Source organism: Variovorax sp. HJSM1_2 (genome assembly GCF_049316285.1).
Lineage (GTDB): Bacteria > Pseudomonadota > Gammaproteobacteria > Burkholderiales > Burkholderiaceae_C > Rhodoferax_B.
The window spans coordinates 245,475-271,151 of record NZ_JBMOXA010000005.1; the positions used below are offsets into that span (position 1 = coordinate 245,475).

25 protein-coding genes are annotated in these 25,677 nt (G+C 61.6%); 13 read left to right on the plus strand and 12 right to left on the minus strand.

What is annotated here, in order from left to right; genetic code table 11:
* The first annotated feature begins 228 nt into the window (after positions 1 to 228).
* From ACFQ95_RS07990 to ACFQ95_RS08020, 7 genes are all read left to right on the plus strand, one after another.
* Positions 229 to 1,206, plus strand: coding sequence for a Bug family tripartite tricarboxylate transporter substrate binding protein (locus tag ACFQ95_RS07990; protein WP_422830310.1), 978 nt, complete (start codon positions 229 to 231; stop codon positions 1,204 to 1,206).
* 77 nt (positions 1,207 to 1,283) lie between these two features.
* Positions 1,284 to 1,997 carry a LysR family transcriptional regulator gene (locus ACFQ95_RS07995; RefSeq protein WP_422830311.1) on the plus strand — a complete coding sequence of 238 codons (714 nt, stop codon included), beginning with the start codon at positions 1,284 to 1,286 and terminating at the stop codon, positions 1,995 to 1,997.
* Positions 1,912 to 2,193, plus strand: a complete 282-nt coding sequence (locus ACFQ95_RS08000) for a LysR substrate-binding domain-containing protein (RefSeq protein ID WP_422830312.1) — start codon at positions 1,912 to 1,914, stop codon at positions 2,191 to 2,193. Before ACFQ95_RS07995 ends, ACFQ95_RS08000 begins: the two co-directional genes overlap by 86 nt.
* A gap of 246 nt (positions 2,194 to 2,439) precedes the next feature.
* Positions 2,440 to 2,946 carry a peroxiredoxin gene (locus tag ACFQ95_RS08005; RefSeq protein WP_422830313.1) on the plus strand — a complete coding sequence of 169 codons (507 nt, stop codon included), beginning with the start codon at positions 2,440 to 2,442 and terminating at the stop codon, positions 2,944 to 2,946.
* A 206-nt stretch (positions 2,947 to 3,152) separates the two neighbouring features.
* Positions 3,153 to 4,073 carry an NAD(P)-dependent oxidoreductase gene (locus tag ACFQ95_RS08010; protein WP_422830314.1) on the plus strand — a complete coding sequence of 307 codons (921 nt, stop codon included), beginning with the start codon at positions 3,153 to 3,155 and terminating at the stop codon, positions 4,071 to 4,073.
* Between the two features lies 1 nt (position 4,074).
* A complete protein-coding gene (locus tag ACFQ95_RS08015; RefSeq protein ID WP_422830315.1) occupies positions 4,075 to 4,941 on the plus strand; it encodes an NAD(P)-dependent oxidoreductase in 867 nt (288 codons plus the stop codon).
* Positions 4,942 to 5,151: 210 nt separating this feature from the next.
* The gene (locus ACFQ95_RS08020) at positions 5,152 to 6,087 is read left to right on the plus strand and encodes a LysR substrate-binding domain-containing protein (protein WP_422830316.1); all 936 of its coding nucleotides are present in this window, start codon (positions 5,152 to 5,154) and stop codon (positions 6,085 to 6,087) included.
* 19 nt (positions 6,088 to 6,106) lie between these two features.
* Here the strand turns inward: ACFQ95_RS08020 and ACFQ95_RS08025 are convergent, their stop codons facing one another.
* Positions 6,107 to 6,850, minus strand: coding sequence for an SDR family NAD(P)-dependent oxidoreductase (locus ACFQ95_RS08025; RefSeq protein ID WP_422830317.1), 744 nt, complete (start codon positions 6,848 to 6,850; stop codon positions 6,107 to 6,109).
* A gap of 407 nt (positions 6,851 to 7,257) precedes the next feature.
* On the opposite strand from ACFQ95_RS08025, the gene ACFQ95_RS08030 reads away from it, so the two are divergent.
* Positions 7,258 to 8,187: a Bug family tripartite tricarboxylate transporter substrate binding protein gene (locus ACFQ95_RS08030; protein ID WP_422830318.1), complete on the plus strand. Its 930-nt coding sequence runs from the start codon at positions 7,258 to 7,260 to the stop codon at positions 8,185 to 8,187.
* A 50-nt stretch (positions 8,188 to 8,237) separates the two neighbouring features.
* Complete coding sequence (locus tag ACFQ95_RS08035; RefSeq protein ID WP_422830319.1) at positions 8,238 to 9,257, plus strand: Bug family tripartite tricarboxylate transporter substrate binding protein; 1,020 nt, start codon at positions 8,238 to 8,240, stop codon at positions 9,255 to 9,257.
* Positions 9,258 to 9,299: 42 nt separating this feature from the next.
* Here the strand turns inward: ACFQ95_RS08035 and trxB are convergent, their stop codons facing one another.
* The 4 genes from trxB to ACFQ95_RS08055 are packed head-to-tail and all read right to left on the minus strand — an operon-like array spanning position 9,300 to position 13,923.
* Complete coding sequence (trxB, locus tag ACFQ95_RS08040; protein ID WP_422830320.1) at positions 9,300 to 10,250, minus strand: thioredoxin-disulfide reductase; 951 nt, start codon at positions 10,248 to 10,250, stop codon at positions 9,300 to 9,302.
* 12 nt (positions 10,251 to 10,262) lie between these two features.
* A complete protein-coding gene (locus ACFQ95_RS08045) occupies positions 10,263 to 11,051 on the minus strand; it encodes an SDR family NAD(P)-dependent oxidoreductase (protein ID WP_422830321.1) in 789 nt (262 codons plus the stop codon).
* Positions 11,052 to 11,070: 19 nt separating this feature from the next.
* Positions 11,071 to 12,780: a GMC family oxidoreductase gene (locus tag ACFQ95_RS08050; protein WP_422830322.1), complete on the minus strand. Its 1,710-nt coding sequence runs from the start codon at positions 12,778 to 12,780 to the stop codon at positions 11,071 to 11,073.
* Positions 12,781 to 12,822: 42 nt separating this feature from the next.
* Positions 12,823 to 13,923, minus strand: a complete 1,101-nt coding sequence (locus ACFQ95_RS08055) for a WD40/YVTN/BNR-like repeat-containing protein (protein WP_422830323.1) — start codon at positions 13,921 to 13,923, stop codon at positions 12,823 to 12,825.
* Between the two features lie 270 nt (positions 13,924 to 14,193).
* Between ACFQ95_RS08055 and ACFQ95_RS08060 the strand changes: the two genes are divergently transcribed.
* Entirely contained in the window at positions 14,194 to 15,018 is an 825-nt protein-coding gene (locus ACFQ95_RS08060; protein ID WP_422830324.1) for an SDR family NAD(P)-dependent oxidoreductase, read from the plus strand.
* A 75-nt stretch (positions 15,019 to 15,093) separates the two neighbouring features.
* On the opposite strand, the gene ACFQ95_RS08065 is transcribed toward ACFQ95_RS08060, so the two are convergent.
* The 6 genes from ACFQ95_RS08065 to ACFQ95_RS08090 form a co-directional block, all read right to left on the minus strand.
* Positions 15,094 to 15,996, minus strand: coding sequence for an IclR family transcriptional regulator (locus ACFQ95_RS08065; RefSeq protein ID WP_422830325.1), 903 nt, complete (start codon positions 15,994 to 15,996; stop codon positions 15,094 to 15,096).
* Positions 15,997 to 16,126: 130 nt separating this feature from the next.
* Complete coding sequence (locus tag ACFQ95_RS08070) at positions 16,127 to 17,491, minus strand: MmgE/PrpD family protein (protein ID WP_422830326.1); 1,365 nt, start codon at positions 17,489 to 17,491, stop codon at positions 16,127 to 16,129.
* A 3-nt stretch (positions 17,492 to 17,494) separates the two neighbouring features.
* Complete coding sequence (locus tag ACFQ95_RS08075; protein ID WP_422830349.1) at positions 17,495 to 18,523, minus strand: NAD(P)-dependent oxidoreductase; 1,029 nt, start codon at positions 18,521 to 18,523, stop codon at positions 17,495 to 17,497.
* A complete protein-coding gene (locus ACFQ95_RS08080) occupies positions 18,421 to 18,987 on the minus strand; it encodes a carboxymuconolactone decarboxylase family protein (RefSeq protein WP_422830327.1) in 567 nt (188 codons plus the stop codon). Before ACFQ95_RS08080 ends, ACFQ95_RS08075 begins: the two co-directional genes overlap by 103 nt.
* 12 nt (positions 18,988 to 18,999) lie before the next feature.
* Positions 19,000 to 19,836, minus strand: coding sequence for a carbon-nitrogen hydrolase family protein (locus ACFQ95_RS08085; protein ID WP_422830328.1), 837 nt, complete (start codon positions 19,834 to 19,836; stop codon positions 19,000 to 19,002).
* On the minus strand, positions 19,833 to 20,714 hold the full coding sequence (locus ACFQ95_RS08090) for a 3-keto-5-aminohexanoate cleavage protein (RefSeq protein WP_422830329.1): 882 nt from the start codon (positions 20,712 to 20,714) through the stop codon (positions 19,833 to 19,835). Before ACFQ95_RS08090 ends, ACFQ95_RS08085 begins: the two co-directional genes overlap by 4 nt.
* A 261-nt stretch (positions 20,715 to 20,975) precedes the next feature.
* On the opposite strand from ACFQ95_RS08090, the gene ACFQ95_RS08095 reads away from it, so the two are divergent.
* From ACFQ95_RS08095 to ACFQ95_RS08105, 3 genes are all read left to right on the plus strand, one after another.
* Entirely contained in the window at positions 20,976 to 22,028 is a 1,053-nt protein-coding gene (locus ACFQ95_RS08095; protein ID WP_422830330.1) for a zinc-dependent alcohol dehydrogenase family protein, read from the plus strand.
* A gap of 70 nt (positions 22,029 to 22,098) precedes the next feature.
* Positions 22,099 to 23,607: an aldehyde dehydrogenase family protein gene (locus ACFQ95_RS08100; protein WP_422830331.1), complete on the plus strand. Its 1,509-nt coding sequence runs from the start codon at positions 22,099 to 22,101 to the stop codon at positions 23,605 to 23,607.
* Complete coding sequence (locus ACFQ95_RS08105; protein WP_422830332.1) at positions 23,594 to 24,136, plus strand: nuclear transport factor 2 family protein; 543 nt, start codon at positions 23,594 to 23,596, stop codon at positions 24,134 to 24,136. The genes ACFQ95_RS08100 and ACFQ95_RS08105 overlap by 14 nt, the downstream gene beginning before the upstream one ends.
* A 43-nt stretch (positions 24,137 to 24,179) precedes the next feature.
* Here the strand turns inward: ACFQ95_RS08105 and ACFQ95_RS08110 are convergent, their stop codons facing one another.
* On the minus strand, positions 24,180 to 25,574 hold the full coding sequence (locus tag ACFQ95_RS08110) for an MmgE/PrpD family protein (protein WP_422830333.1): 1,395 nt from the start codon (positions 25,572 to 25,574) through the stop codon (positions 24,180 to 24,182).
* Between the last annotated feature and the right edge of the window lie 103 nt (positions 25,575 to 25,677).

A 25,677-nucleotide genomic window follows, 5' to 3' on the forward strand; every position in this document is an offset into this window, starting at 1 on the left:
AAAGGCTTCCATGCGCGTGCCGCCGCCGCGCCCCTTTGCACCTCTACCGCCTGCCCCGCAGCAGCGCACCTGTCTCGAGAAAATGGTTAGTTTTTCTAACGTATCGGGACACAAAAAACAAATGGACTCCACCCGGGCTCAGGTCTACATTTTCGACGTCAACGGCAACGGAAATGCCGACCGGCATCGCATTCGTACGAGCCGAATTTTATAAACAGGAGACTCTAGATGAACCTATCTAAACGAAGCTTGCTGCTGTCGTTGTCCATGGCCGCGGTGTTGCCTACTGCGGCCTGGTCACAGGCCTTTCCCAACAAGCCGGTAAAAATTATTCTTCCGTTCCCGGCCGGCACGGGGCCGGACGGGGTGATGCGCCTTGTGGGCGAGAAGCTGGGCAAGCTCTGGAACACATCGGTCATCATCGACAACCGGCCTGGCGGCAACGGCTGGATCGCGGTGGAAGCTGCCAAAAGATCCGCCCCCGATGGATACACTTTTCTGCAGGTCGATGCGTCCTACATGACCATCCAGCCGCATCTGTACAAGAAGATGCCGTTCGATCCGTTCCATGATTTCGAGCCAGTGGGCCCTATGTACCGCACGAACTACTTCATCGTGGTGGCGGCGGATTCGAAATGGAAAAGCGTAGCCGATCTGGCCGCCGCGGCCAAGGAGGCCAAGGGCCAACTGACCTACGGATCATCGGGCGTGGGCAGCCAGCTTCATGTGAACGCAGCCATCCTGGAAACCGCGCTCGGGCTGCCGATGAACCACATTCCCATTAAGGACACGCCGCAGATCTACGTGAGCATCGCGCGTGGCGACATCGCCTGGGCGTTCGGCACGGCGGCCACCGTCGGTCCCTTGGCCAAGTCAGGCAAGGTGAGGATGTTGGCCATCGCGGCGCCGCAGCGCCACCCGAGCTACCCGGACATTCCTACGGTACGAGAGTCGGGTGGCCCAGCCAACGTGGAGGCGCGCACCTGGGTGGCGCTGTTCGCTCCGACGGGCGTGCCCAAGCCAATCGTGGACAAGGTCAATGCTGACCTGGTACGCGTCATGTCCGAAGCCGACATCCGCGAGCGTCTGGATGCCGTGGGTTTCACAGCCTGGGCGGGCAGTCCTGCGCAACTGCGTAAGGTGATGGACGAGGACTACCAGCAATTTGGCGAAGTGATCAAATCCTTGAAGATTTCGTTGGATTGATAGGCGCCGACCGCTCTGATCCCAGCAGGAGCCTGGTTTCAGTTTGCGGCGTGTGATCAACGATTGAAGCGTCCGCGGTGGATCCTCGAAAACTTCTTTACTTCGCCACCAGCAGCGAGCAGGGCAGTCTGGCCAAGGCGGCCAAGCAACTGGCTGTTTCGCAGCCGGCGCTTTCGAAATCGATGGACCGGCTGGAGGGCGAGTTCGGCGTCCGTCTGCTCGAACGTGGCCCCACCGGTGTCGCACCGACGAAGCCGGGTGAGCTTGCCTATGCGCATGCAAAGTTGATCCGCGAGGAGATGACCCGCGCCAAGAGCTGTTCCGAGCGGGACGATGCCCGGGCAAACGTAGTGACCATTGCCACCTTGCCGAGTCTTGCGAGCAACCTCATTCCGCTCTCCGTGGCGCGTTGGCGAAAGGCCCACCCGAACGTGTTGCTGCGTGTCGTGGAGAAAGTGCAGATCGAGCTGCTGGTCGGGCTGCAGCGGGGTAAGTTCGATTTTGTCGTTGGGCTGACTGAATTCTTCGACATTCTTTTCGACGGACTGAAACAGCGGGTCCTGTTTCGAGACAAGTTATCCGTTTTCGCGCGGGCTGACCATGGTCTCTTCCAGCAGAAAACAGTGAACTGGAACGACGCAGCGAAGTGCCCCTGGATCTGCCCGATGGTCGGTCGGTCGCAGCGCACCGTGCTTGAAAAGCGTCATGGACGGGGAAGGGATTCGCTTGCCAGTGAACCTTGTGGAATGTGGATCGATCGACTTCACCAGAACACTCATCCGTTCGAGTGACCATCTGGCGATGCTGCCCATTCATGCAGTTGCAGCCGATGTGAGTGCGGGCTTCATCAAGGCCTTGCCATTGGACGTTTCGTCGCTGAAGCGGAACATCGCGGTGGTGTTTCGGGAGAACGCGCCTCTTGCTGCCGTCAGCCAGGATCTGATCAGGTGCATTGAAGAAACCGGCCAAGCGCTGACCCAGGCCTAGGGGCTCCCAGGCCAACTCCGCAGTCCGGTCAGTTTTGCTGACGCGTGATGAACTAAATCCAAATGGACATGATCCAGGCGGCCATCTAGAGTCGGATGTTGCCTTACGCAGCTCGGCTGGTTTGACGCCCCTTGGTATTCTCAAGGGATGCTTTCAGGTCCATCAGGCGCGTATCAGCGACATCGGTATGAGGCACGGCCATTCTTCATGGCTTGCCCTGATGGCTCAATACAAACGGAGAGACTCATGATCAAAGTCGGTGACACACTTCCCCCTGCCACCCTGATGGAATATATCGAACACGAGGGAGAAGGCTGCAGTCTGGGCCCCAATCCAGTGGATGTCTCCGAGGCGAGCGCCGGCAAGACCATCGCATTGTTCGCGTTGCCAGGTGCTTTCACGCCCACCTGCTCAGCGAGCCACGTGCCCGGCTATGTCGAGCATGCGGAAGCTTTTAATGCGGCCGGGGTCGATGAGATTTGGTGCGTGAGCGTCAATGACGCCTTCGTCATGGGTGCTTGGGCGAAAGACCAGCAGACCGGCGGCAAGGTGCGCATGCTGGGTGACGGCAGCGCATTGTTCACTAACGCCACCGGCCTCGCGCTGGACCTCACGGCTCGCGGCATGGGGGTGCGCAGCAGCCGCTACTCGATGTTGGTGAAGGATGGCGTGGTGTCCAACCTCAACGTCGAACGTCCCGGGGCGTTCGAAGTCAGCAACGCCGAGACGCTGCTGGCCCAGGCCAAGGCCTGATCCGCAGGTCGGCGGATGGCATCGCGGACCAATCGCCTGCCACCGCCTGGGCTCCTCGGTCGCTAATAATCGCAGCCCACCTGGTGACCATTTTGAAGGTAAGAAAAGCTGACCTGACGCACCAAAAAATGTGTCTTGACCCGCTGCTCTTCACTTTGAATAATTAACGTATTGATCGTCAGTAGTTGCTGATCTGGAGACAAATGATGAACGTTGGTTATATCGGACTGGGTGCTATGGGCGGAGCACTGGCACGCCAGATCATCGGGAAATTTCCCTTGTGGGTGTTGGACCTCAATGCCGCTGTCGTCGCGGACTTCGAGAAAAAAGGGGCTGTTGCGGTTTCAACGGCCGCGGACATGGCGCGGCAGTGCGACATCGTCCTGATGTGCCTGCCGCGCAGCTCGGACGTTGGGAAGGTGATCTTCGGGCTGAATGGGCTGATCGAGGGGCTGTCTCCGGGGAAAATACTGATCGACCAGACCAGTGGCATTCCTGACCAGACCCGTGCGTTTGCGCGGCGTCTGGCCGAAAGCGGCGTGGTGCTGTTCGATGCGCCCGTGTCGGGCTCGATGGCCGCGGCCGAGGCAGGAACGGTGTCGATCATCACTTCAGGACCTGAAGAAGCTTATGAACTGGCCAAGCCAGTGCTGCAGGCTATCAGCCGGCATGTCTACCGTTGTGGAGATCGCGTCGGTAACGGCCAGACGATGAAATCGGTGAATAACCTCATGAATACGGGCTGCCGGTTTTCTACGCTTGAGGTCGTCGCGCTGGGGCGCAAGATGGGATTACCTCTCGAGGTGATGACCGAAGCAATTAACCACACCACGGCAAGCAACTTTACTTCGACCGGCATGTTGCATGCGATCGCCGAAAGACGGCAGGCAACAAATTTCGGCCTGGCGTTGCAGTTGAAGGACACGAACCAGGCGCTGGCTCTTAGCTTGGAGAATTGCGCACCCATGCCGATCACGACCATCGTGCGCGGCCTGCTGCAGATAGGCGTCAACACGCTGGGAAAGAACTCGCAGCTGGAGCAGATGATCGGTCTCATCGAATCGTTGGCGGGCGTGCACTTCGTTGAGCCGGTGCCGGTGGCGCAGAATCAATTTGAAAGGGCTTGAGATGAAGGTCGGATGTGTGAATTTTGGACCGCTCGGTCATACCCTTATTCAGCAGCTTGCACTGAAGCATGATGTATTGGTGTTTGACGCGACACGGAACGCCCGCGCCCAGAATGATATCGAGCTTTCGGCGCTCGTCCGGGCCAGCGATGTGATTGTGGTTTGTGGCAAACCGTTGGAGGAAAATCTGCACGACGTTGTGTTCGAGCACGGCGATTTCGCTTCCAACTTAGAGCCCGGGAAGATAGTAGTGGACCTGACTGCGGGTGATCCAGAGTCGACGCGGGTCGTTGCGGTCGCTTTGAGTGAACGCGGGGTGCAACTGGTCGATGCCCCAGTGCATGCCGAAATCTGGGCCGACCTCGCGGCCCACGCAGCGATTTTTTGCGGCGGAGACGCGGCCACGCTGGCCAAGGTAAAGCCTCTGCTCGAGGTCATCACACCGCGGGTCGTGCTTGCCGGTGCTTCCGGCAATGGCCACGCCACCTATCTGGTGGTACAGGCCATCGCGATATGTAACCGCGTGGTGACTTGCGAGTGCGCGGGTCTTGGCGCGCGGCAGGGGTTGACTATGCGGGACATGGACACCGTACTCAACAACAGTTCAGGCCGCAGCAGTGCAACAGAGCGGCTGTTACCAAGTTTCTACTTGGCGCAGCCTACTGCGGACGTTCCCCTGGGCCGGGTGGTGCAAGACCTGCAGCTATTCTGCAAGGCCGCGGCCAGCTTCGGTGCTCCGGTGCTCATCGGCAATCTAGCACGCAGCGTCGTCGAGATGGCGTACAACGAGCTGTCGGATGATGCAACACTGGACGATGTTGCGCGCTTCTACGAGTCTGTCGGAGACTTCAGGTTCGCAGACGCTTAGCGTAAGCTTCGCGGCAGGGCGGCAAGGACGTGGAAAGTCGACCAGCCGTGCGCCCTGGGCTCCAATCCATACGGGCGCGGTCCCACGAGCGCCACTATCGCGCCACGGAAATGGCTACGATAGTTGCCATGGCGCCCCTGACGTCGTCGACATCCATCTGTCCGCAGATGCGCACGGCAGGTCAGCCAACAGCAGTACAACGAGCAATTCATGGAACTTCGACATCTTCGCTACTTCAAGGCTGCCGCAGAGGAGGAGCACTTCGGGCGGGCCGCGGAACGCCTGCACGTGACCCGGCCAGCCGTGTCGCAACTGATCGCCGATCTCGAGAGCGAGCTTGGCACCCAACTGTTCGAACGATTGGCCCACCGCGTCCGGTTGACCGAAGCTGGCAAGGCCTTACTGCCAAGACTAGACGCGCTGATGAACGATTTGCACGATGCGCTGGCGATGACTAAGCGGGTTGGCGAAGGTAAAAGCGGCGCACTCACAATCGGGTACGGGTCGCTCACCTTGCTTCACTCGCTATTTCGTGGCGCCATCAAGCGTTTTCGCGAGGAATTCCCCGATGTCACGCTTTCGCTGGTAGAGCAGGTGACGATCGACCAACAGAAAGCCCTCGAGGACGGGAAGATCCACGCGGGCTTCATGCACTTCGGGCCTAACAAGGCGTTCCTGCGTAAACGCAGGACCACGCCGCTGGTGAGTGGCCAGGATCGCACGGCGCTTGATTGGGTGAATATTCAAGCGGGGAAGGTCGGCGTGGTGATGCTGAACGAGCATCCGCTTGCCAAGAAGAGATCTGTGAAGCTCGCCGAGTTGGCGAACGAGCGCTTCGTCGTTGTGCCTCGGGGTATCAGCAGCCCGGGGCATGGCGCGATCCTCGACCTTTGCCGCAAAGCCGGCTTCGAGCCGAGGATCGTGCAGGAGGTGAGCACCACGGTTTCGCAATTGAACCTGGTGTCCGTCGGCATGGGGATCGGCCTGTCCATTATTGGGAAAAATTTCATGTACCCGCCCGACCTGACGGTCCTGCCCATCAGCGACATGAATTATCCGACGACGTTCGTGTTCGCGTGGGTGAAAGGCGAGCGAACACCAGCGCTTGACCGCATGATCGAGATTGTCGAGTCGATCGCAGGTTGACCAACCGCCCCAGCCGGGCTCACGCCATCAGAGTGCCGCCGTTGACATCGTAGACCGCGCCGTTCACATAGGCTGCTGCTTCAGACGCTAGGAAGTTAATCACCGCGGCGGCCTCTTCCGGTTTGCCGTAGCGGACCATCTGCGCCTTGCCTGATCGGTATTCCGGTGCGTTCATGATGCGTTGAGTCAGCACCGGTCCGGGCGCGATCGCATTCACCGTCACGCCGGACTGGCCCGACTCGACGGCCGCACTGCGCGTGAGCCCGATTAGGCCGTGTTTGGAAGCGGTGTAGGGGGTGCTGCCGTTGATGCGCCCGGTACGGCCGGAGGTCGACGCATTGTTGACGATGCGTCCCCAGCCGCGCGCCTTCATCTGCGGCAGCAATTCCCGCGTGAGAATAAATGGCGCGGTGAGGTTGATCGCAAAGACTTCGGCCCAGTGCTCACTGGTCACTTCCTCGAGGTTGAACTTGCGGTCGGCCTGTTTCGGGTGGATGCCGGCATTGTTGACCAAGATGTCGATGCATCCCTTCCAGGCCAGCGCATCCCGGGCCAGCCCCACAACCTCGGCTTCATGCGACAGATTGACAACGAAGCCAACGGTCGCCACGTTGTGCCTTTCGCCGAGCTCGGCTGCCATCCGGTGGACATCCGGGTTGCGGTCGACCAGCGCAACGCTGTGTCCTGCGGCCGCGAACATCTCGGCGCAGGCCATGCCGATACCGCCTGCGCCGCCGGTGATCAATGTGATTCTCTGGCTCATACGCCATCTCCGGATTGAAATGAGGAGATGTCGGGCGTGCGGCTCATGTGGGCAGGAAGTGTGCGTTGCATTCGAAGTCCGGTGGTTCTGGGGGCCCAAGCACGCAGCGTTGCCGACGGCTTTGGGACACAGGAACTTTATGGCCTTCGTGGTAAATCGTCCATTTGCATTAAGTTGACAACCCGTAAGAAAAACTAACAGACGCGGCAGCCGTGAAACGCGTTCATCGCCACTAGGGGTGGCGGACTTATGTTAAATTAATCCCATATATTGACACTATGTCATGCGTTAATCACAGGCAGACCGGGCGATAACAACCAACAAAGGAGTGCCAGAAGATGAATAAATGCGGATGGACTGAAGTACGGCTGGCCCCCGTCCTCATGGCGGGGTTTCTTTGCCTGGGCATGTTGAGCACCTCCGCGTTCGCCCAGGTTTATCCGGATAAGTCCCGCGCCGTGCGGGTACTTGTCCCGTTCGGTGCGGCCAGCTCGACTGATATCCTGGCCCGCGCTCTCGCCAAGGGCATCTCCGACGTGGCCGGACTGAATGTGATCGTCGACAACAAGGCCGGTGCTGAGGGCCAGATCGGCATGGTGGCTGGTAAAACTGCGGCGCCCGATGGCTACACCCTGGTGATGACGACGAGTTCAACCCAGGTGCTCAATCCGCACATGATCCCCAATCTCGCCTACGACCCGGTGGTCGATTTCACGCCGGTAGCCGGCATCGCCAAGTTCTCGCTGATCTTGAATGCCGGGCCGTCAGTCACCCAGCCCAATTTGCGTGAACTGCTGAAGGCTGCACGGGAGAATCCGGGGAAGTTTAGTTTTGGAAGCGGTACGGCCACTACACGGCTTGCTGCTGAATTGTTGCAAAGCCTGGGAGGTATCAAGCTGCTTGCAGTGCCTTACAAATCGCAGACGGATGCCATCGTCGGCCTAGCTGGCGGACAGGTGGACATAGTATTCATGGACTTGCCGGGTTCGAGTCCACACTACAAGTCCGGTAGGGTGCGTCCATTGGCGGTGACCGGCACGTCACGCATGTCGGCCTTGCCCGATGTGCCTACCGCGCAAGAGGAAGGACTTGCCGGCTATGAAGTCAGCGGCTGGTGGGCAGCTTACTTTCCGGCGAAGACACCGCCAGCCATTGTTGCGGCGATGCGTGACATCGTTGAAAAAGCCTTGAAGACTCAATCCGTGAAGGACGCCTTCACCACCTATGCGTTGGAGCCTTTGCCTCTGACTGGGAACGCTTTCACTGCATTCCAGCAGAGTGACAGTCTGCGCCTTGGGAAACTGGTTCGAGACGCCAACCTCGCCAGCAAGCCTTAGCATGGGTGTAACGACCAGTACGCCAGCTGCACATCACTATCAAAGCCGCCATGACCGACATTTTTCACCTCATCGAATCGGGCCTTGAGGCCTGCCTTGGCCGGCGCGAGTTGTTGCGTCGTGCGCTCGCCGTGGGGGCGCTTGCCATGCCTGCCTACGCGACCGCGCAAAGCGACTATCCCAGCAAGCCGATCCGGATCGTCGTGCCAGTGGCACCGGGGTTCGCAACCGACTACTTGGCGCGCTTGATCGCAGAAAACCTACGGGTCAAGATGAACGCCACTTTTGTGGTGGAAAACCGAGCCAGTGGCGCTGCAGGTAATGTTGGATCCGAGTACGCCGCACGTGCGCAGCCAGACGGCTACACCCTGCTTTTCGCGTCCCCCGGACCACTGTCGATCAACAAGTTCCTCTATCCAAAGCTCGGGTTCGATCCTGCTGATTTCGTTCCAATTTCATTGGTGGCGTCGGCCCAAAACGTTCTTGTGGTCAGGGCCAACTCTCCATTCAAGACTTTGGGGGAAATTATTGAACATGCCAAGGCCCGTCCGGGCGCGCTCAGCTACGCCAGCGGTGGTGCGGGCACCACCCAGCATCTAGCGGTCGAGATGTTGAAATCACAGGCAGGGCTTGATATCCTGCACATTCCTTACAAAGGTTCGGCGGCAGCGATGTCAGGATTCATCCAGGGGCAAGCGGATTTTTTTGTAGCAGAACTTGGCAACAGCATGCCTTTCATCAGGGACGGCAGGGTCCGGGCCATCGCCATTGGCAGTGTCAAGCGCGTATCCTCATTGCCAGACGTGCCGACCATGGCAGAAACGCTGCCTTCTTTCACGACCTCGGCGTGGTATGGCTTGGTTGCTCCGCCCAAAACTCCGCCTGCAATCGCGGTGAAGTTATCCGCTGCGATTGCAGAGGTCATGAAGCAAAGCGATGTCGAGGCCAAGCTTCAAGGCATGAGCATTCTGCCGATTGGAAGTACGCCGGCTGAAATGGCCAAGTTCATACAGGAAGAAAGCGTCCGCTGGGGGAAGCTGATACGGTCGGCGAAAATTGCTGTCGACTGAAGATGGGAAGCGGGGGCGCGAGGCCCTCACAATCGTCTTGTTTTATTGGTTCGCCAAAAACCGGTGGGCATCCAACGCCGCCATGCAACCGGTGCCGGCGCTGGTGATGGCCTGGCGATATACATGATCCTGCACGTCGCCGGCGGCAAACACCCCCGGTACACTCGTCATCGTTGCAAATCCTTCTGTTCCCGCATGCGTGACGATGTAGCCGTTCTTCATCGTCAGCTTGCCCTCAAAGATCTGAGTATTCGGCTTGTGACCAATGGCGATGAAACAACCCTTGAGCGCCACCTCATGCAAAGTACCTTCGAGTGCGTGACGCAGGCGCACGCCGGTCACGCCTGACGCGTCGCCAAGTACCTCGTCCAGTGTATGGAACAGCTTCAGCTCGATCTTGCCAGAGGCCACTTTATCCATAAGTTTGTCGACCAGAATGGCCTCGGCCTTGAACCCGTCGCGTCGGTGCACTAGCACCACCTTGCTGGCGATGTTTGATAAATACAAGGCCTCTTCGACCGCCGTATTGCCGCCGCCGACCACACAGACCTCCTGGTCGCGGTAGAAAAAGCCGTCGCAGGTTGCGCAGCCGGAGACGCCGCGGCCCTGGAAGGCCGTCTCGGATTCCAACCCGAGGTACTGCGCCGACGCACCAGTACACAGGATCAGCGCGTCGCAGCTATAACTGCCGCTGTCGCCCTTAAGCTTGAACGGCCGCTCGCTGAAATCGACCTCGCTGATGTGGTCGAAGATGATTTCGGTGTTGAAACGCCGGGCGTGTTCCAGGAAACGCTGCATCAGCTCCGGCCCCTGCACGCCGTGCACGTCGGCCGGCCAGTTGTCGACTTCGGTCGTTGTCATAAGTTGGCCGCCCTGCGCGATGCCGGTGATCAGCACCGGCTGCAGATTGGCGCGCGCGGCGTAGACGGCGGCTGAGTAGCCGGCAGGGCCGGAGCCCAGTATCAGCACCTTGGCGTGTTTGCTTGGGTTCATGAATGCAAAGCCTCAGACAACCATTGGCCGTGTCGCACCATCCATCGACAGCACCGAGCCCGAAATGTAGCCAGCGCGCGGTGATGCCAGAAACACCACCGCAGCGGCCACGTCCTCCGGCGTTGCTATCCGTCCAATGGGCAACGACTCACGCGCCTTGATCATGGCGGCATCCTCGGTGATGTTGCGCTGGCGTGCATCGGCCTCGACACCTTCCACCAGCCTGCCTGTAGACGTTTTGGATGGGTTGAGCGCATTCACCCGCACGCCTTGCGGCGCATAGGCCAGGGCCAGGCCGGCGGTGGCCAGCATCAGGGCGGCGTTCGCTGCGCCGCCGATTAGGTGGGTAGTGATGGGGATCTTCCCGCCCATGCCGATGACGTTCACGATCGCGCCGTGGCCACGTGCGGCCATGAGCTTGATCAGCGGGTCCATGACGTTGATGTAGGTGAAAAACTTGGCGTCCATCGCCCCGCGCCAATCCTGCGGCTCGAGCTCCCTGAACGGCTTCTGTCGGGCCGCACCCGCGGCGTTCACCAGCACGTCGATCGGCCCGTAAGCCGCTTCGGCCTGCGTGACCACCGCCAGGGCGCTCTTTGCGTCCGTCAGATCGGCCGTCAGACCATGCGCATGCTGGCCCGAGACGTCGAGTTCCTCGCATACTTGTGCGAGCCGGGCCTGGTCACGTCCCACCAAGCTGACCGTGCAGCCTTCCTGCAGGAACTCACGCGCGCAGGCCAGCCCGATGCCTTTAGAGCCACCCGTGATCAAAACATGTTTTCCGTTGAGTTTGAGATCCATGGCTGCTTTACCCCTTACCTTAGTACGTGTGAATCTTCGCTGCGTGGCTCCGCAGGATGTGGTCGGACATCTTCTCGGCGACCATGATGGTCGGGATGTTCGTGTTGCCTCTCGGAATGGTCGGCATGATGGAAGCGTCGACGACACTCAGGCCCTGCACCCCGAGCACCCGTCCGTTCGAATCGACCACGGCTTGTGGGTCGTCCTCTCGTCCCATCCGGCAGGTGCCCACGGGGTGGTAGACACCCGATACCTCGCTACGCACGAAGTCCAGCAGTGCTTGCCGGTCCTGCGATAGGCCTTTTACGTCGAGCGCCTTGCCGGTCATGCGGGCCAGGACACGGTCGGCCAGCGCCATTGGCATGGCATCGAGCAACAGCGAGAAGATACGCGCCTGCACCGCATTGCGTTCGGTCAGGGCATTCCATTTGCGGATGCGGTCCCCGACACGCACGATGAACGGCGTACCGATATGTGGTGCCACATGCTCCGAGGCCAGCATGTCGAAGATGCGCAGCAAGCCTTCCGACAACCGGAGCAAGTCACCTTCGTGGTCGCCAAAGCCGAACTCCACCAGTGGAGCTCGGGCTGCCTCGGCGCTCGCCAGACTGACCCGGCCGGTGCCCTGCGGTTTCAGCAGCACGGCATTCAGACTCGCAAGGCGCAGCCCCATCGCGTTCCAGGATGTCTTGCTCTGGATGTTGATGTAGAGGTCGGAGCGCGGCGCGTCGGGCTGTGTGGAGGTCAGGCGCATACAGGTGGTGGGATGCGTGCGCAGTGCCGGGTCCTGGCGGAAATTGCGGCCCAGAATCGCGCCCACGAACAGGGCCGCGTGGTTCTGCAGATTGCGGCCCACGCCAGGGCGGTCCGCCACGACCGGAATGCCGAGTTTCGCGAGTGCCTGCGCATCGCCGATGCCCGAGCGCAGCAGCATCGCGGGCGAATGGATGGTCCCCATGCAAAGGATCACCTCGCGGGCGCTGAAGTTGACAACTAATCCCGCAGCTTCTGCGTCCAGTCCGACGACGCGCGTGCCGTCGAATCGGAGCGAGCGCACGGTCGAACCGGCCATTACGGTGAGATTGGGTCGGCGCCGTACTTCGGGCGTCAGGTAACCGGCGGCGGTTGTGACGCGGCCGGCCTTGCTGTTGCCGATCGGTGTCATGCCGTAGCCGTCGCGAAAGTCGGCGTTCATGTCCGACACATAAGCCATGCCATCGCCGCTGGCGTAACGGTACAGTGCTTTGCTGAGTGGTGGCCACTCGCTTTGGGGAATTCTGCGGATCGGGATCGGCCCGGTGTTGCCGTGGGCGGGGCCCTGGAAATCCTGGTCCGATTCGAGCTTGCAGAAGTAGGGCAGGACATCGTTCCAGGCCCAGCCCGATGCGCCTTGCTCTTCCCATTCAGCATAGTCGTCGGCCGTGCCGCGAAACGCGACCATGCCCGCCACCGACGAACCGCCCCCCATCACGCGCGCCTGTGGAAATTTAACCGCACCGCCGCTCGTGCCATTGCGCCAAAATGCCTTCACTTCGGGCCAGAAATAGGACTGGTTGTATGAAGACAGGGGATAGGGATCGAGTACGTCCTTCGCCTCGCCCGATGCGGCGGTGTCCGGCGCGGCTTCGAGCAGCAGCACGGTGGTGCGGTTGTCAGCGGAAAGCCGGCTTGCTAGGACGCAGCCGGCCGATCCCGCGCCGACAATGATGTAGTCGTAAGCTGTTTGCATTCGTTTCTCTGTGTTCTCGACCTGTGGCTAGATGCTTCGGGGTCAGGCCGTCACAACCGGTTTTGGCGCGATGGGTCGAGTGATCGAATGCGGGGCAGCGCGAGTGCCCGCCGGTACTGCGCGCCAATGAAGCGAGCGGAGTTCACCGAATTCGTGCGGCATGCGCTGCCATTGATCGCCGCCGTCCGTGCTTCGGAAAAGTTGTCCGAGGTTTGTGCAGATAAACATCAGGTCGGGGTTGGATGGGTGCAGCGCGACGCACCATAACGTGCTGTTGAGTTCCCCTGGCAGCGTCAGGCGTTCCCAACTGTCGCCGCCATTCCGGCTGCGCAGGAGGCGCCCGTCGTTACCCGGAGGGCCATTGCCATTGGTGAGGAACACGGTGGCGGGGTCGTCGGTGCGCGTCACCACACAGCGGGTGTACTGCCAGGGGGAATCGATTTCAACGAATCGCCAATGTTCGCCTTGGTCTTCGCTGTAATGCAGGCCGCGGTTAGTCGATGCAATGACCCGCGCCTGACCGGTCGGCGTGCGTGTCACGGCGATACCGTGCACGTCGGCGGAGATCAGCCCTTCGGTCAGCAGCTTCCAGTTCTGGCCACGGTCGTCGCTTCGGTAGATGCCACCGATCTCTACGGTTGCCCACAAGGTGTTGTCTGAAAAAGGGTCGAACATCAGTTGCGTGACGCGTGTGGGGCCCATGTTGATATCGGAGAACTGGGCAATGCCAGGCGCGGCCAGTTCGGTCCAACTGACCCCGTTGTCGCTTGAGCGGAACAGGGCCGCGGGCCGTGTTCCGGCGAACAAGGTGTGTGGGTCGTTGGGGTCGTGGGCCACCGCCCAGACGTCGCCCAGCCCGGGACAGATCGCCTGCCAACGCGCCGTGGGCTCGTCCCAGAGATACATGCCTTCGTCCGTGCCGGCATGCAAGGTCTGCGGGGCCTCGGGATGACTGCTCATGGCCCAGACCCGCGCCTCTAGGTACATGCCGGAATGGCTGTTCGGATGAACCCAGGTCTCTCCCAGGTCGTCGCTGAACCATGCCGAATGGCCTGCAGTGCCCGCGTAGAGGTGGATCTCCTGTATTGGGGCGGAATGGAGTGCGCCAGTAGCGCTTGCATCAAGAGTGCTTTTGGGCTTCATGTTGGACTTGGAAGTTTGTTTAATTATCCCATGATATGACACTAATGTATAGATTCTGTCTCATGCTGTTTTAAGAATCGTCGATTTACCTTTAGACGGATTTCCCTTGCCCAACTGTTCAATCTTGTTTTAAAATAATCTCCTTATGCGGGATAAGTTATAATGGCTAGTCATCGGCACATCCCTATTTGCACACCGTCGGCTTGCGGCCGGCTGCCGCTGCAGTCACTTCAGCCTAGTTGCCTAGGCCAACCCTTTAAAGAGACAAACATGGAAACGAAAGCATTGGTTCACGCGCCTCAGGACTCCGGTGTGCCGGAAAGTGCACGCGATTTCGGCGTCGCCGGAAGGGTGGTGGTCATCACCGGTGCGGGCCAGGGCATTGGCCGGGAATTCGCCAGGCAGTTCGCGGCGGCTGGTGCGATTCCGGTTGTGGCTGATCTCAACATCGAAAGTGCTCAGGCGGTGCTGGCCGAAATCAAGGCCGCAGGCGGTCGTGGGATGGCGGTGAAGGTGGACGTCGGCGACCGCGCGTCCGTCGATGCGATGGTCCATGCGACACTGGCCGAACATGGCCGCGTCGATGCCTTGATCAACAACGCTGCCATCTTCGCGACGCTCGAGAAAAAGCCCTTCGATCAGATCGGCTTGCAGGAATGGGAGCGTGTTATGCGGATCAATATCACCGGTGTGTTTAACAGCGTCTGCGCAGTGGTGCCCGTCATGCGCGAAGCGGGTTGGGGCCGCATCGTCAACATCTCGTCTGATGCCGTTCGGCTCGGCGTGGCGAACTACCTGCATTACGTGACTTCGAAGTCCGCGCTCATCGGCATGACGAACGCGCTGGCGCGTGAACTGGGTCGCCACGGCATCACCGTCAACTGCATCCGGCCGGGTGGGGTTTCGACCGAAGTGGACCGGACGGTGAACCCGACGCTCGAAAGACGCCAGCAACAGTTGGCCCAGCAGTGCGTGCCACGCAGCCAGGTTCCGGCAGATCTGGTAGGTCTGGTGATGTTTCTCACCTCGCCGGCATCGGCCTTCGTGACCGGCCAGACCATTGCCTGTGATGGCGGCCTGACCCACAGCAGCTGATTCACTAGCTGATTTAGCCGGGCGTCAATCGCCCCCGTTCAGTGAGTGAGTGCCGCACGCGTCATCGCCCGTTGCCTAGCGCGTGTTGTTCCGCGCCGACACCGAGCCAAATGCCCTCGGTGGGCTGACCAGGTCGGTGTCCTCATTGACCAGGGCTTCGCTCAGCTGTTTGCCAGCGGCCACCACCGCCTCGCAGAAGCCGGGCATGCGTTTGCGGTCCAGCCGGTCCTGGGCACCGGCCACGCCGATGCTCCCTACCACCAGGCCGTCGGCGTTGAACACCGGTGCCGAAATGCCGAACACACCGGGGTTGAACTCGCCCTGGCTGACCACAAAACCGTCTCGCCGGATGGCGGCTAGGCTTACGCGGAACGAAGTCCAGTCGGTGCCTAGGCCGGCCAGCGCGATAGAGCGCTGGTGCTGCTGGAAGATGCTTCGCAAGCGGTGCGGCGGCAGGTAAGGAAGAATCACCTTGGATGCGGCGCCCGCGAACAGCGGCCGGCGCTGACCTCGCGAGAACAGCACGGGTGGACTGCCTTCGGCCAACTCTTCGCGGATGCACATCACCGTGTCGCTGTAGAGTGCACACAACAGCGCCGAATTGCCCGTCAGCGCGACCAGGGGCTGCAACACCTTGGCGCTGCTTTTGTAAAGGGGGTCCGACATGCGGATCTGCCGGTCGAACTCAACGATGCGTGGGCCGAGCACATAGCGGCCGTTGGACACGGCTTCGATCAAACCCGCAGCGTGCAATGCCTTGATGTAGCGGTACGAGGTGGACCGGGAAGTGCCGAGGTAGTTGACCAGGTCGATGGCTGGCCGGACGGACATGCCCGGCGTGAACAGGTCGAGCAAGCCGAGCATGCGCTCGAAGCTGCTTTGTGTGTCGCCCTCGGACTTACGTTTCACGGCTGACGGGGCGGCCTTGGAAACGGTGGCCTTTGGGGCGGTAGAGGTTTTGGTCGTACGTGTCGCCATGGTCGAGGATGGTCTGTGGAATAAATCCCACCTGTCTATGAAAGATGGATGGAACTATAGCCGAGCTCCCCTGGCGAAAGGGGCACCCGGTGTGAGGCCCGTGCGACAGAAACACCAACGGACAGCGAGCTCAGCCGGGCTGCGCGAGCGTGATCAGCTCTGTCACGTCGCGAGACTTTTCGATTCCCCAGCAGGCGTCCAGCAGGCGCGTGGACGCGGCGGCGTTTAGCAGCAGTCCGGTCTGTCCCCGAAACTTGTCGGCGAGATCGACATCAGTCATCGGGTTGGCAACGCTGCCTTTGCAATGCTGGATGAGCTCTTCGGTGCGCCGGCCGCTCTGGCAGACGACCGAGAGTTCGGCCGCCTCGGAGGTAAGTTGTTCGTCCGGCTCGGCTTCAATGGCGTCGCGCAAACGGACCACGTGAGGGTCATCGATTACAGACTGTTGGCCTTCGGCAAGGCCTGCGCGCCCGAAAGCCAGCGCGACGGCGATCCAGTGGTAGAGGCTGACTTTGGCCTCGAGTGCGTTCGCCGGATGCCGCCGAAAGCCCAATGCCAGTGCAGAAGGGTGCAGCCGCACGCGCACGCCAGCGATCGGGTCGCCGGGTGCCTGGTGGCCCCGGTGCCAGGCGATGGCAGCATCTACCGCCGGATGGATCACGATCCCGCAAGGATAGGGCTTGTAAGCCAGCGCAGTGACTTCGAAATTCATCGGCAGACCATCGGTCAGATAGGCCAGGTGCGGCTCGATGGCGAACAGGTCCGTGAAACCGTATTGGCCCTCGAGCGGGGCCGCCGGCCCAGCCATGCCTTGCTGCGCGAGCAGGGCGGAGCGCAAGCCACCCTGGGCGGCGTTGCCGAAAATCATCGTCGCCGACATGCTGCCGTGGGCCACGCGCAGGCCGGAAGCCTGCTGGGCCGCATGGCCGATGGCCCAGCCGATGGCGCGGGCGTCCAGCCGCATGGCCTTCGCCACGCCGGCGGCGGCGCCGATGCCCGCGGCCACGCCCGTCTGTGACCAGCCGATGTGGCCGCGCGCTGGCGCCACCGAAATCGCCTTGCTGACCCGGGACGCGACTTCCACGCCGACGATCAGCGCCAGCAGGAACTCGTCTCCCGACAGCGGCTTCCGACCGGCAAGCGCTAACAGCGCCGCCGCCACCGCGCCGGTGGGATGCAGGATGGTCTGTGCATGGGTGTCGTCGAACGAGTAGGCCGCCGAACTCAAGGCATTGAACAGGCTGGCACTCAGTGCGTCGGACCGCTCCGGCCGGCCTAGCAGGCCCGAGGTCGGTGCGCCGCCGAACGGCAGCAGTGCGCGGATGGCGACATCCACGATCTCGTGGCGCGCGCCGCCCACGCAGCAGCCGACGATGTTCACCAGGGCCCGCTTCGCGGCATGACGCGCGCCGTCGGGCACCGACGCGAGCGCCAGGTCTTGCACGTAACGTGCAAGCTCCGCCGTCAGGCCGGAACGGACCGTTGACTCAGGCATGGTTCAGGCCTTTTCCGAAGACCACTGCGGGGCCACGGCGGCACCGCCATCGGGCAACGACTGGGACTGCATGAACAGGAACACCTTCATGCTGTCCTCGTCGCGGTAGCCCGCGGCCGCAGCCTCGCGGTAGAGCTCGAGGATGCGCGGTGCCAGCCACAGGGGGGCACCGTGGCGCTGGGCCTCTTCGAGCATCAGCGCCTCGTCCTTCAGGCCGATCGACAGCGGGCCGTTGTATTTGAAGGTTCCGCTGAGGATGGCGGCCGGGATCTTGTGTGTCGTCGTGTAGTTCTGGCCGGAACCGGCGTTCAGCACGTCGTTCAATACTTTGGGGTCGAGGCCGGCCTTGACACCCATCGCTAGGCCTTCGAAGACCGCCATCCGGCCGGCCGCGGAAACATGGTTGTTGATCACCTTCGCCACCTGCGAGATGCCAGGCTTCGCGCCAAGGTAGATCAGTTTTCCGGCCATCAGGTCGAGGGTGGCGTGGGCGAAGGCGAAATCAGCCTCGCTGCCGGAGGCCAGCACCGCCAGCGTGCCGGCCCGCGCGCCGGGCGGTCCGCCGCTGACCGGCGCGTCGATCAGGCCGATGCCGCGCGCGCGCAGCTCGGTGGCGATCCGGTCGATGATGGCGCTGCCCAGCGTGGAAGTCTCGACGTAGACGCGCAAGGCGCTGCCGCCGACGACGCCGCGCTCGCCCAGCGCGACAGCTAGGCTGGCGTCGCGCGACGGCATGGAGGCGATGATCAGTTCACAGCGGTTCGCCATGTCCAGCGGATCTTCGGCCACCTGCGCACCTTGCGCGACGAGCGGCTTCAGGGCTTCGGGGTTGCGGTCGCAGACGGTGAGGTCCACACCTTGCTCGAGTAGCCTAAGGGCCATCGGCTGGCCCATGTTGCCGACGCCGATCAGGCCTACCTTGATGCCGGTCATGGCTGTTCTCCTGCCAAAGCTGGCAGCGGCGAAGCGCCCGCGGGCAGGGGCAGCCTGGCGGTATTCAGGACGAACGCGAGCATGGTGTAGTAGCCGCAGACGGCGAGCAGGTCGAGCGCAGCCGGCTTGCCGAAGGTTTCCGCCACAGCATCGAACGAGGCGTCGGAGGGTTCGCCCCGCCACACGGTCTCGTGGGCGAAGTCGTGCACGAGGGATTCACGGTGATCCATGTTCTCGGGTCGACGGCCTCGGGATACGGATTCGATCACCGCCTCGCGCAGGCCCGCTTCACGGGCGATCCGCGCATGCGCAACCCATTCGTAATCGCATGCCCAGCGCCGCGCCGTGACAAGGATGGCAATCTCGACCAGGGCCGCCGGCAGGCCGGTGCCGTACCGAAGGTGTTCGCCGAGCGCCTGTACCTTGCTGGCGAGCGCCGGGTTGTGGATCAGGGCCAAGAAGGGGCCCTTGAGCGCCCCGCGCGGTCCGCTGGCGATGACATCGGCAACCTCGCGCTGCTGCTCGCTCATTTGTTCGCGTTCAAGAATGTCGAATCTAGTCATGGAAGTCTCGGGTTAACCTGCGTGTGCGAGTTCGAAGATGCGGTCGTGGCTGAGTGACGGAATACGCGACCGTGCCAGCGCCACCTGGCCGAGGTCGATGGGCGCACAGATGACCTCTGATGCTTCACCGGCCTCGGCCAGTATTTGGCCATTTGGGTCGATGATCATCGCGTGGCCGTAGGTCTGGTGGCCACCGGGATGTTCTCCACAGGTGGCAGGCGCGATGATGAAGGCGCCGTTTTCGATGGCGCGCGCCTGGAGCAAAGCCTTCCAGTGAAGTGTGCCTGTCTGCCGAGTGAAGGCCGCGGGAACCGCAAGCACCTCGGCCCCGCCCTGCGCCAGAGCCCGATAGAGCTGCGGAAATCGGGCGTCGTAGCAGACCGACATGCCGATGCAGGCCCAAGGCGTTCGCGCCACCACGGCGCGGCCTCCCGGCGCGTAGGCCGACGATTCGCGAATCACCCGGCCGTTCTTCAGGGTGGCGTCGAACATGTGGATCTTGTCGTAACTTGCGACCACGTCACCACTGGGCGACAACAGGTAGGAGCGGTTCACCAGACGGCCCTCGGGGCCGTTCAGCGCCAGCGAGCCGACCAGCAGCCATACCTTCTGGTCGATGGCCAGCTTCTGCAGCTTGGGCAGGGATGGATCGCTTGCCTCCTCGTCGGCATTGGCCCGCATCGCTGCACCACTCGCATGCAGGAAGGTGGCGTACTCCGGCAAGGCGACCAGGGCCGCGCCCTGGTCCTTGGCGGACCTGACGCCGTCCACCACCCGCGCCAGGTTGGCGTCGCGGTCTTCGCCGGGGCACAGTTGCACGCAGCCGACGATGAACTGATCTGCGCTCATGCCGCGTTGATCCCCAGCATGGCACGTGCTTCGGCTGGAGTCGCCAGGCGGCTGCCGAGCAGGTCGACGATGTTGGCGGCCTTGCGCACCAGCGACGCGTTGTCGGGGGCGAGCTCACCCTTGGCGATGTACAGGTTGTCTTCAAGTCCCACGCGGATATGACCACCGAGGATCAGGGCCTGCGCCACCATGGGGAACTGCGAGCGGCCGACGCCGAAGGCCGCCCATTCCGCACCCTGCGGCAACATGCTCTTCATCGCGGCCAGCACCTCCGTGGTGGCCGGGGCGCCCCAGGGTACGCCCATGACCATCTGGAACAGCGGCTTATCGTCGAGCAGGCCACGGCGGATCATGTCGAGCGCCAGGGCGATGTGGCCGGTGTCAAAGACTTCGAGCTCTGGCTTGACGCCGGCGCTGCGGATCGCTGCGGCAATCGTCTCCACGTGGCCGGGCACGTTGACCAGCGCACCCTTGCCGAAATTCAGCGTGCCCATGTCCAGGCTGCAAATGTCAGGCTTCAGCGCAACGATGTGCTGAACGCGTTCGAGCGGCGGCCTGAGGTTCGATCCGGGCTGAGCCTGGTTGGTTTCGGAATCGCTCGGCACGAAGCGGGCGCCGGGGCCGGTGGTCAGGTTGACGATCACTTCGCTGCCGCTGTCGCGTATCCGGTCGACGACCTCGCGGTACAGCGCCAACTCCATACTCGGCTTGCCCGACTCGGGGTTGCGAACGTGAATGTGGGCGATGGCCGCACCTGCCTTGCAGGACTCGATTGCGGCATGGGCGATCTGTTCTGGCGTGACGGGCACGGCCTGAAATCGGCCTGCGGTGTCGTCGCCGCCGGTGACCGCGCAGGTCAGGATGACTGGTTGTTTCAAGGCTGTTCCTTAAGGTCTGGATGGTTCAGACAAATTATCCTGACCGACGCGCGGTTTGTCAATAAGTCTCATATTTAGGGATTGGTGCAATATTTAATCAATTTAATTTTGACTTGCTGTGAACTATAGATGTGAATAAAATAATCTCGAATATAGGGATTATTGAAATTTACAAGTCTATTTCGACCGCGGTGCACCAGCGCTGTCGATGGACCGCACATCAGAAATCACCAAGGAGATTCAATGCGTGGAGTCGTTTTCATGGGCCATCGCCAACTGGCGTTGATGGACTTCAAGGACCCGGAGCCCGGAGCGGACAGCGTGGTCATCGAGATAAAGGCGTCCGGGTTCTGCGGCAGCGATCTGCATCACTACCGAGGCGCCCGCGGCGAATCCCTGCGCGTAAAGAGCCCCGAGTTCCTGCGCGAGCGCGGCATCAGCTTCGACGACCCGATCATCGCGGGGCACGAGCCCTGCGGCATCGTGGCGGAAATCGGCAAGAACGTCGATCCCAGGGCGTTTGCTAAAGGCGATCGCGTCATGGTCTACCACTACGACGGATGCCGCTATTGCGACCAGTGCCGCACCGGCTGGGTGCAGATGTGCGAACGTGGCTCCACGGTCTATGGGCAGACCGCGCACGGCGGCCATGCGCACTACATGGTGGCCCCCGCCAAATCCCTGATCCATCTACCGTCGGAGATCAGTTTCGCGGCGGGCGCCGCCGTGTCCTGCGGCACCGGTACGGCGTTTGCCGCGCTCGAACGCCTCGACGTGAGCGGTCGGGATACCTTGGCCGTGTTCGGTCTCGGCCCAGTCGGCTTGTCGGCCATTCAGCTGGCGAAAGCCATGGGCGTGCGGACGGTGGCCGTGGACGTGTCGGCGGAACGCGTGGCCCGCGCACTTTCATTCGGAGCCACTGCAGCCTTCGACTCGAGCCAGTCCGACCCGGTCGAGGCCATCATGCAGTGGAGCGGGGGCAAGGGCGTATCCACGGCCATCGACTGCGCGGGGGTGGCCGCCGCCCGCCATGCGGCCGTGAGGTCGACCTCGACCTGGGGACGGATCGCTTTCGTTGGCGTTGGCGGAAATGTGTCTTTCGACGTGACGGCCGACCTGATTCTCCGCCAGCGTACCGTTATCGGGCACCTCACGTTCTCGGACGTGGCGATGGCCCGATGCGTGCGCTTCGTGGCCGACCACGGAATCGACCTGGACCAGCAGTTCAGCGAACGGTGGAAGCTAGAAGATGCCGTGCGCGCCTACCAGGAATTCGACAAACAGACTTCCGGTAAGGCAGTCTTCGAGTTTTGAGGCCTTTGAGCCCCTCGGGCCGTTTTAGCAATCCGGCCCCTTCCCTCAGCCACACCATCAAGGACATCCGTTGAACGCCATCTCCAACGCAGCGCTTTCCACTCCGCTTCTCACTCCCTTTCTGGTGGAACGCAACAAGAAACACTTCATCGACGGCCGATGGGTCGGCTCCGCGTCCGGCGAATGCATCGACACTTTCAATCCCGCGACGGGCGGACTGCTGGCCACACTGGCCCGGGGCCGACAGGAGGACGTCGACCGTGCGGTCCGCGTGGCGCGTCAGGCCTTCGAGGGGCCATGGCGGCGCTTCACGCCTGGCCAACGGCAGCGGCTGATCATGCGTTTTGCCGAGCTCTTCGACAAGCATTTCGATGAACTCACGCTGCTCGAATCGCTCGACATGGGAGCCCCGCTGCACACACGGCTGCGGCCTGGCAAGGCGGCCCTGGTGCAGACCATTCTTTACTACGCGGCACAGGCCCGGAATATCCAGGGCGAAACGCCCCACAACTCCCTGCCCGGCCAGGTCACCACGATGATCCTGAAGGCGCCCGTGGGTGTAGTGGGGGCCATCATTCCTTGGAACGGCCCCTTGTTCGCGCAGATGCACGTGCTCGGCCCGGTGCTCGCCACAGGCTGCACCGCCATCATCAAGCCGGCCGAAGATGCATCGCTGACCGTCTTGCGTACGGCCGAGCTGTTGGTGGAGGCGGGGCTTCCGCCCGGTGTCGTGAACGTGGTGACGGGCATCGGCGCTGAAGCCGGCGCGGCGCTTGCGGCACATCCCGATGTCAACCGCATCGCGTTCACCGGCTCTACCGGCGTGGGCCGGGAAATCATCAAGGCTTCTGCTGGCAATATGAAGCGACTGCAGCTCGAGTTGGGCGGCAAGTCGCCGGACATCGTGTTTGCTGATGCCGACCTCGACAAGGCCGTGCCCGGCGTGGCGATGGGTGTTTATGGAAACAGCGGCCAGATTTGCTTCGCCGGCACTCGCGTGTTCGTGCAGCGCAGCATCCAGGCGGAATTTCTGGAGCGGATGAGCGCCTTCGGCAACACGCTGAAGGTGGGCGACCCGCTGGCCTTGGAGACAGACCTCGGGCCGTTGATCACGCAGCGACAGCTCGATCGGGTTCTGGGCTATGTGGAACAAGGCAAGCAGGAGGGCGCCGCGCTGGTCTCGGGAGGCAGGCGGCTCGGAGGCGATCTGGCCAATGGCTACTTCCTGGAGCCGACGCTCTTCGGCAACGTCAGCAACCAGATGACCGTGGCGCAGGAAGAAATTTTCGGGCCTGTCGCATCGGTCATTCCGTTCGACACGGCCGATGAAGCCCTGGCGCTGGCCAACGCCACGCCATACGGCCTGGCCAGCGGAGTGTGGTCGGCGAACGTTAATACCGTGATGAAGATGGTCCATGGCATTCAGGCGGGCACCGTCTGGGTCAACTGCTACGGCATGGTCGATCCGGCGGTGGGTTTCGGTGGCTACAAGGAAAGCGGGTATGGCTGGAAAGGCGGCGCCGCCCAGATCGACGGCTACCTGTACCAGAAGGCTGCCTACATCAATGTCACTGCTTGACGACAGATCACGCGAGCAACGCGACGGCGCAACGATTCCGCCTGAAATTCAGGCGCTGATCGATCGCGCCGCGATCCAGGACGTGCTGATGCTGTACTTCAGCGCGGCGGATGCGGGAGACCGGCTGGCCGTACGCCAGTGCTTCACAGAGGATGTGCGGGCGCAGTACGAAAGTAGGCCCGAAGTACGCGGCGTCGATGCACTGCTAGAGCAGATTGTTCTGCTGGGCAATCTGGCGTCCGGTGTCTGCCGCGTTTCCACACATTTCGCCGGCAACCTGCGCTTCAAGGAGCTGCGACGCGAATGGGCAGAAACGGAGTTGAATGCGTTTGCCTGCCTCGTCGATCAGAGCGGCACCACGGTCGCTATTCGGAGCCTGCGTTACCTCGACCGTTTGCGCAAAGAAGATGGTGAATGGAAGGTCGCTGCACGCCTGCACACGCTGGATTGGGCGATGGCTGTACCTTGTACATTTGCGAGACCCTTTGCCGAGAAGTTGACTTCGTGGCACGGCCTGCAGATGGGATAAACCCGCCGGCCTCTTGAGCCGGAGGACATCGACCTTGAGCTGTCTACTGGAGCAACGTAAACAGCTGAGTGCAGTCTGTTTCCTTGTTCAGGTTTTGCCCCATGGCCAGCGCGCTGCGAAGTTGCTCCGGCGTCCTGGGCAAAGCCGCGACCGTGTTGCATTCCTCGAATTTCGTCCGGAGGGCGGTCCAGTCCATCGGCGCGCTTGGGCTTCCAGGCACATCGATGCCGGTCCGGGCAAATATCCGCCCATCCGTGGTGTGAATTTCGACATGCCCCAGCGGCATTTCCGTTTTCCAGTTGAACGCAGTATCCGGCACTGGCACCACCTTTTGTGCGGTGGCCAGCACTTCCGGATTTCTCAACTCGGTGCTCGTGAAATCGATGAGGCCCATTCCACCCTTCGCTGCTGCTATCGCCACCAGAAACGGCAGGCTGAATTTGGCATCGACGAGTGTTGCAGGCGCGCGGCGCGAGGCAATCGGCTCGCACATCAGTTGGTGGTAGTCGCCGACATGCACTCGAATTTCCTGGATTTCCGCCGGAGAAATTTTGTTCTCTGCAACCAGATCGATAGTCGCATGAATGTGGCTGTGAGAAGTCCCCACTGCAGGCCATCGCTTGAACAAAGTCTGGTCACCGATGTATTTCTGCCCCAGGCCGTCCAGGATGGCTTCACGGTTGTATCGACCGCCGAAATACATCTGGAAAAGTCCATGGGGACCCTCGAATACCTTTGGAACGCCTGTGACCCCCTTTTCTGCGAGCAAGCTCGCAAGGACCGCGCCCTTGGCAGAAAACCCGGCGTACATCGCACGTAGATCGCTGCCCACGGAATTGATGACTTCCATCGTTCCGCTGCACTGCATCAAGGCGATACCGAGCGCATGTTTGGTCTGGTCACGCGACAATTTTAGAATATGGCAGGCGGAGGCCGTGGCACAGAAGACGCCTACGACCGTCGAGAAGTTCCAGTCTTTCTTCCAGACAAGGTTCTGAATGAAGCGGTTGAACAATTCGTGGCCGATGGCGATCGCCGTGATGACGTCTTTGCCATTCACAACGTGCTGACGCTGTGCCAGGGCGACAACCGCGGGGAGAACGGAACTGCCGGCATGCTGACCCCAGGGTGACTGATCGTCGAAATCAAGGCAATGCGCCATCGCGCCGTTAGCAAAAGCCGCCATGACGGCTGAAGTCCGAAATCCACACCCGATGACCACACTTTCAGGCTTGCCTCCCGCCTCCCTGGCGACCGCGATGGCGCTTTGCACGGCTGGCTCCAGGCCGCTGGCTGCGAGTGTCACGCCAAGATGATCGATCAAAGCCATCTTTGCCGACGTAACCACGCTCGGCGTCAACTTTTCGAACCGGGACGTGATGACGTAGTCGGCAATATCCTCGCAAAGATCAGAGATCACATTTGTCGAAGTGGTCATAGCTATAGAGCAACATTTTTGGTGACCGAATGCGTTCGTGATGCGGTGGATAGGAGTGCCCCAGCTATCGGTCCGGACTGGTCACGGGATGCGTGATCGGGGT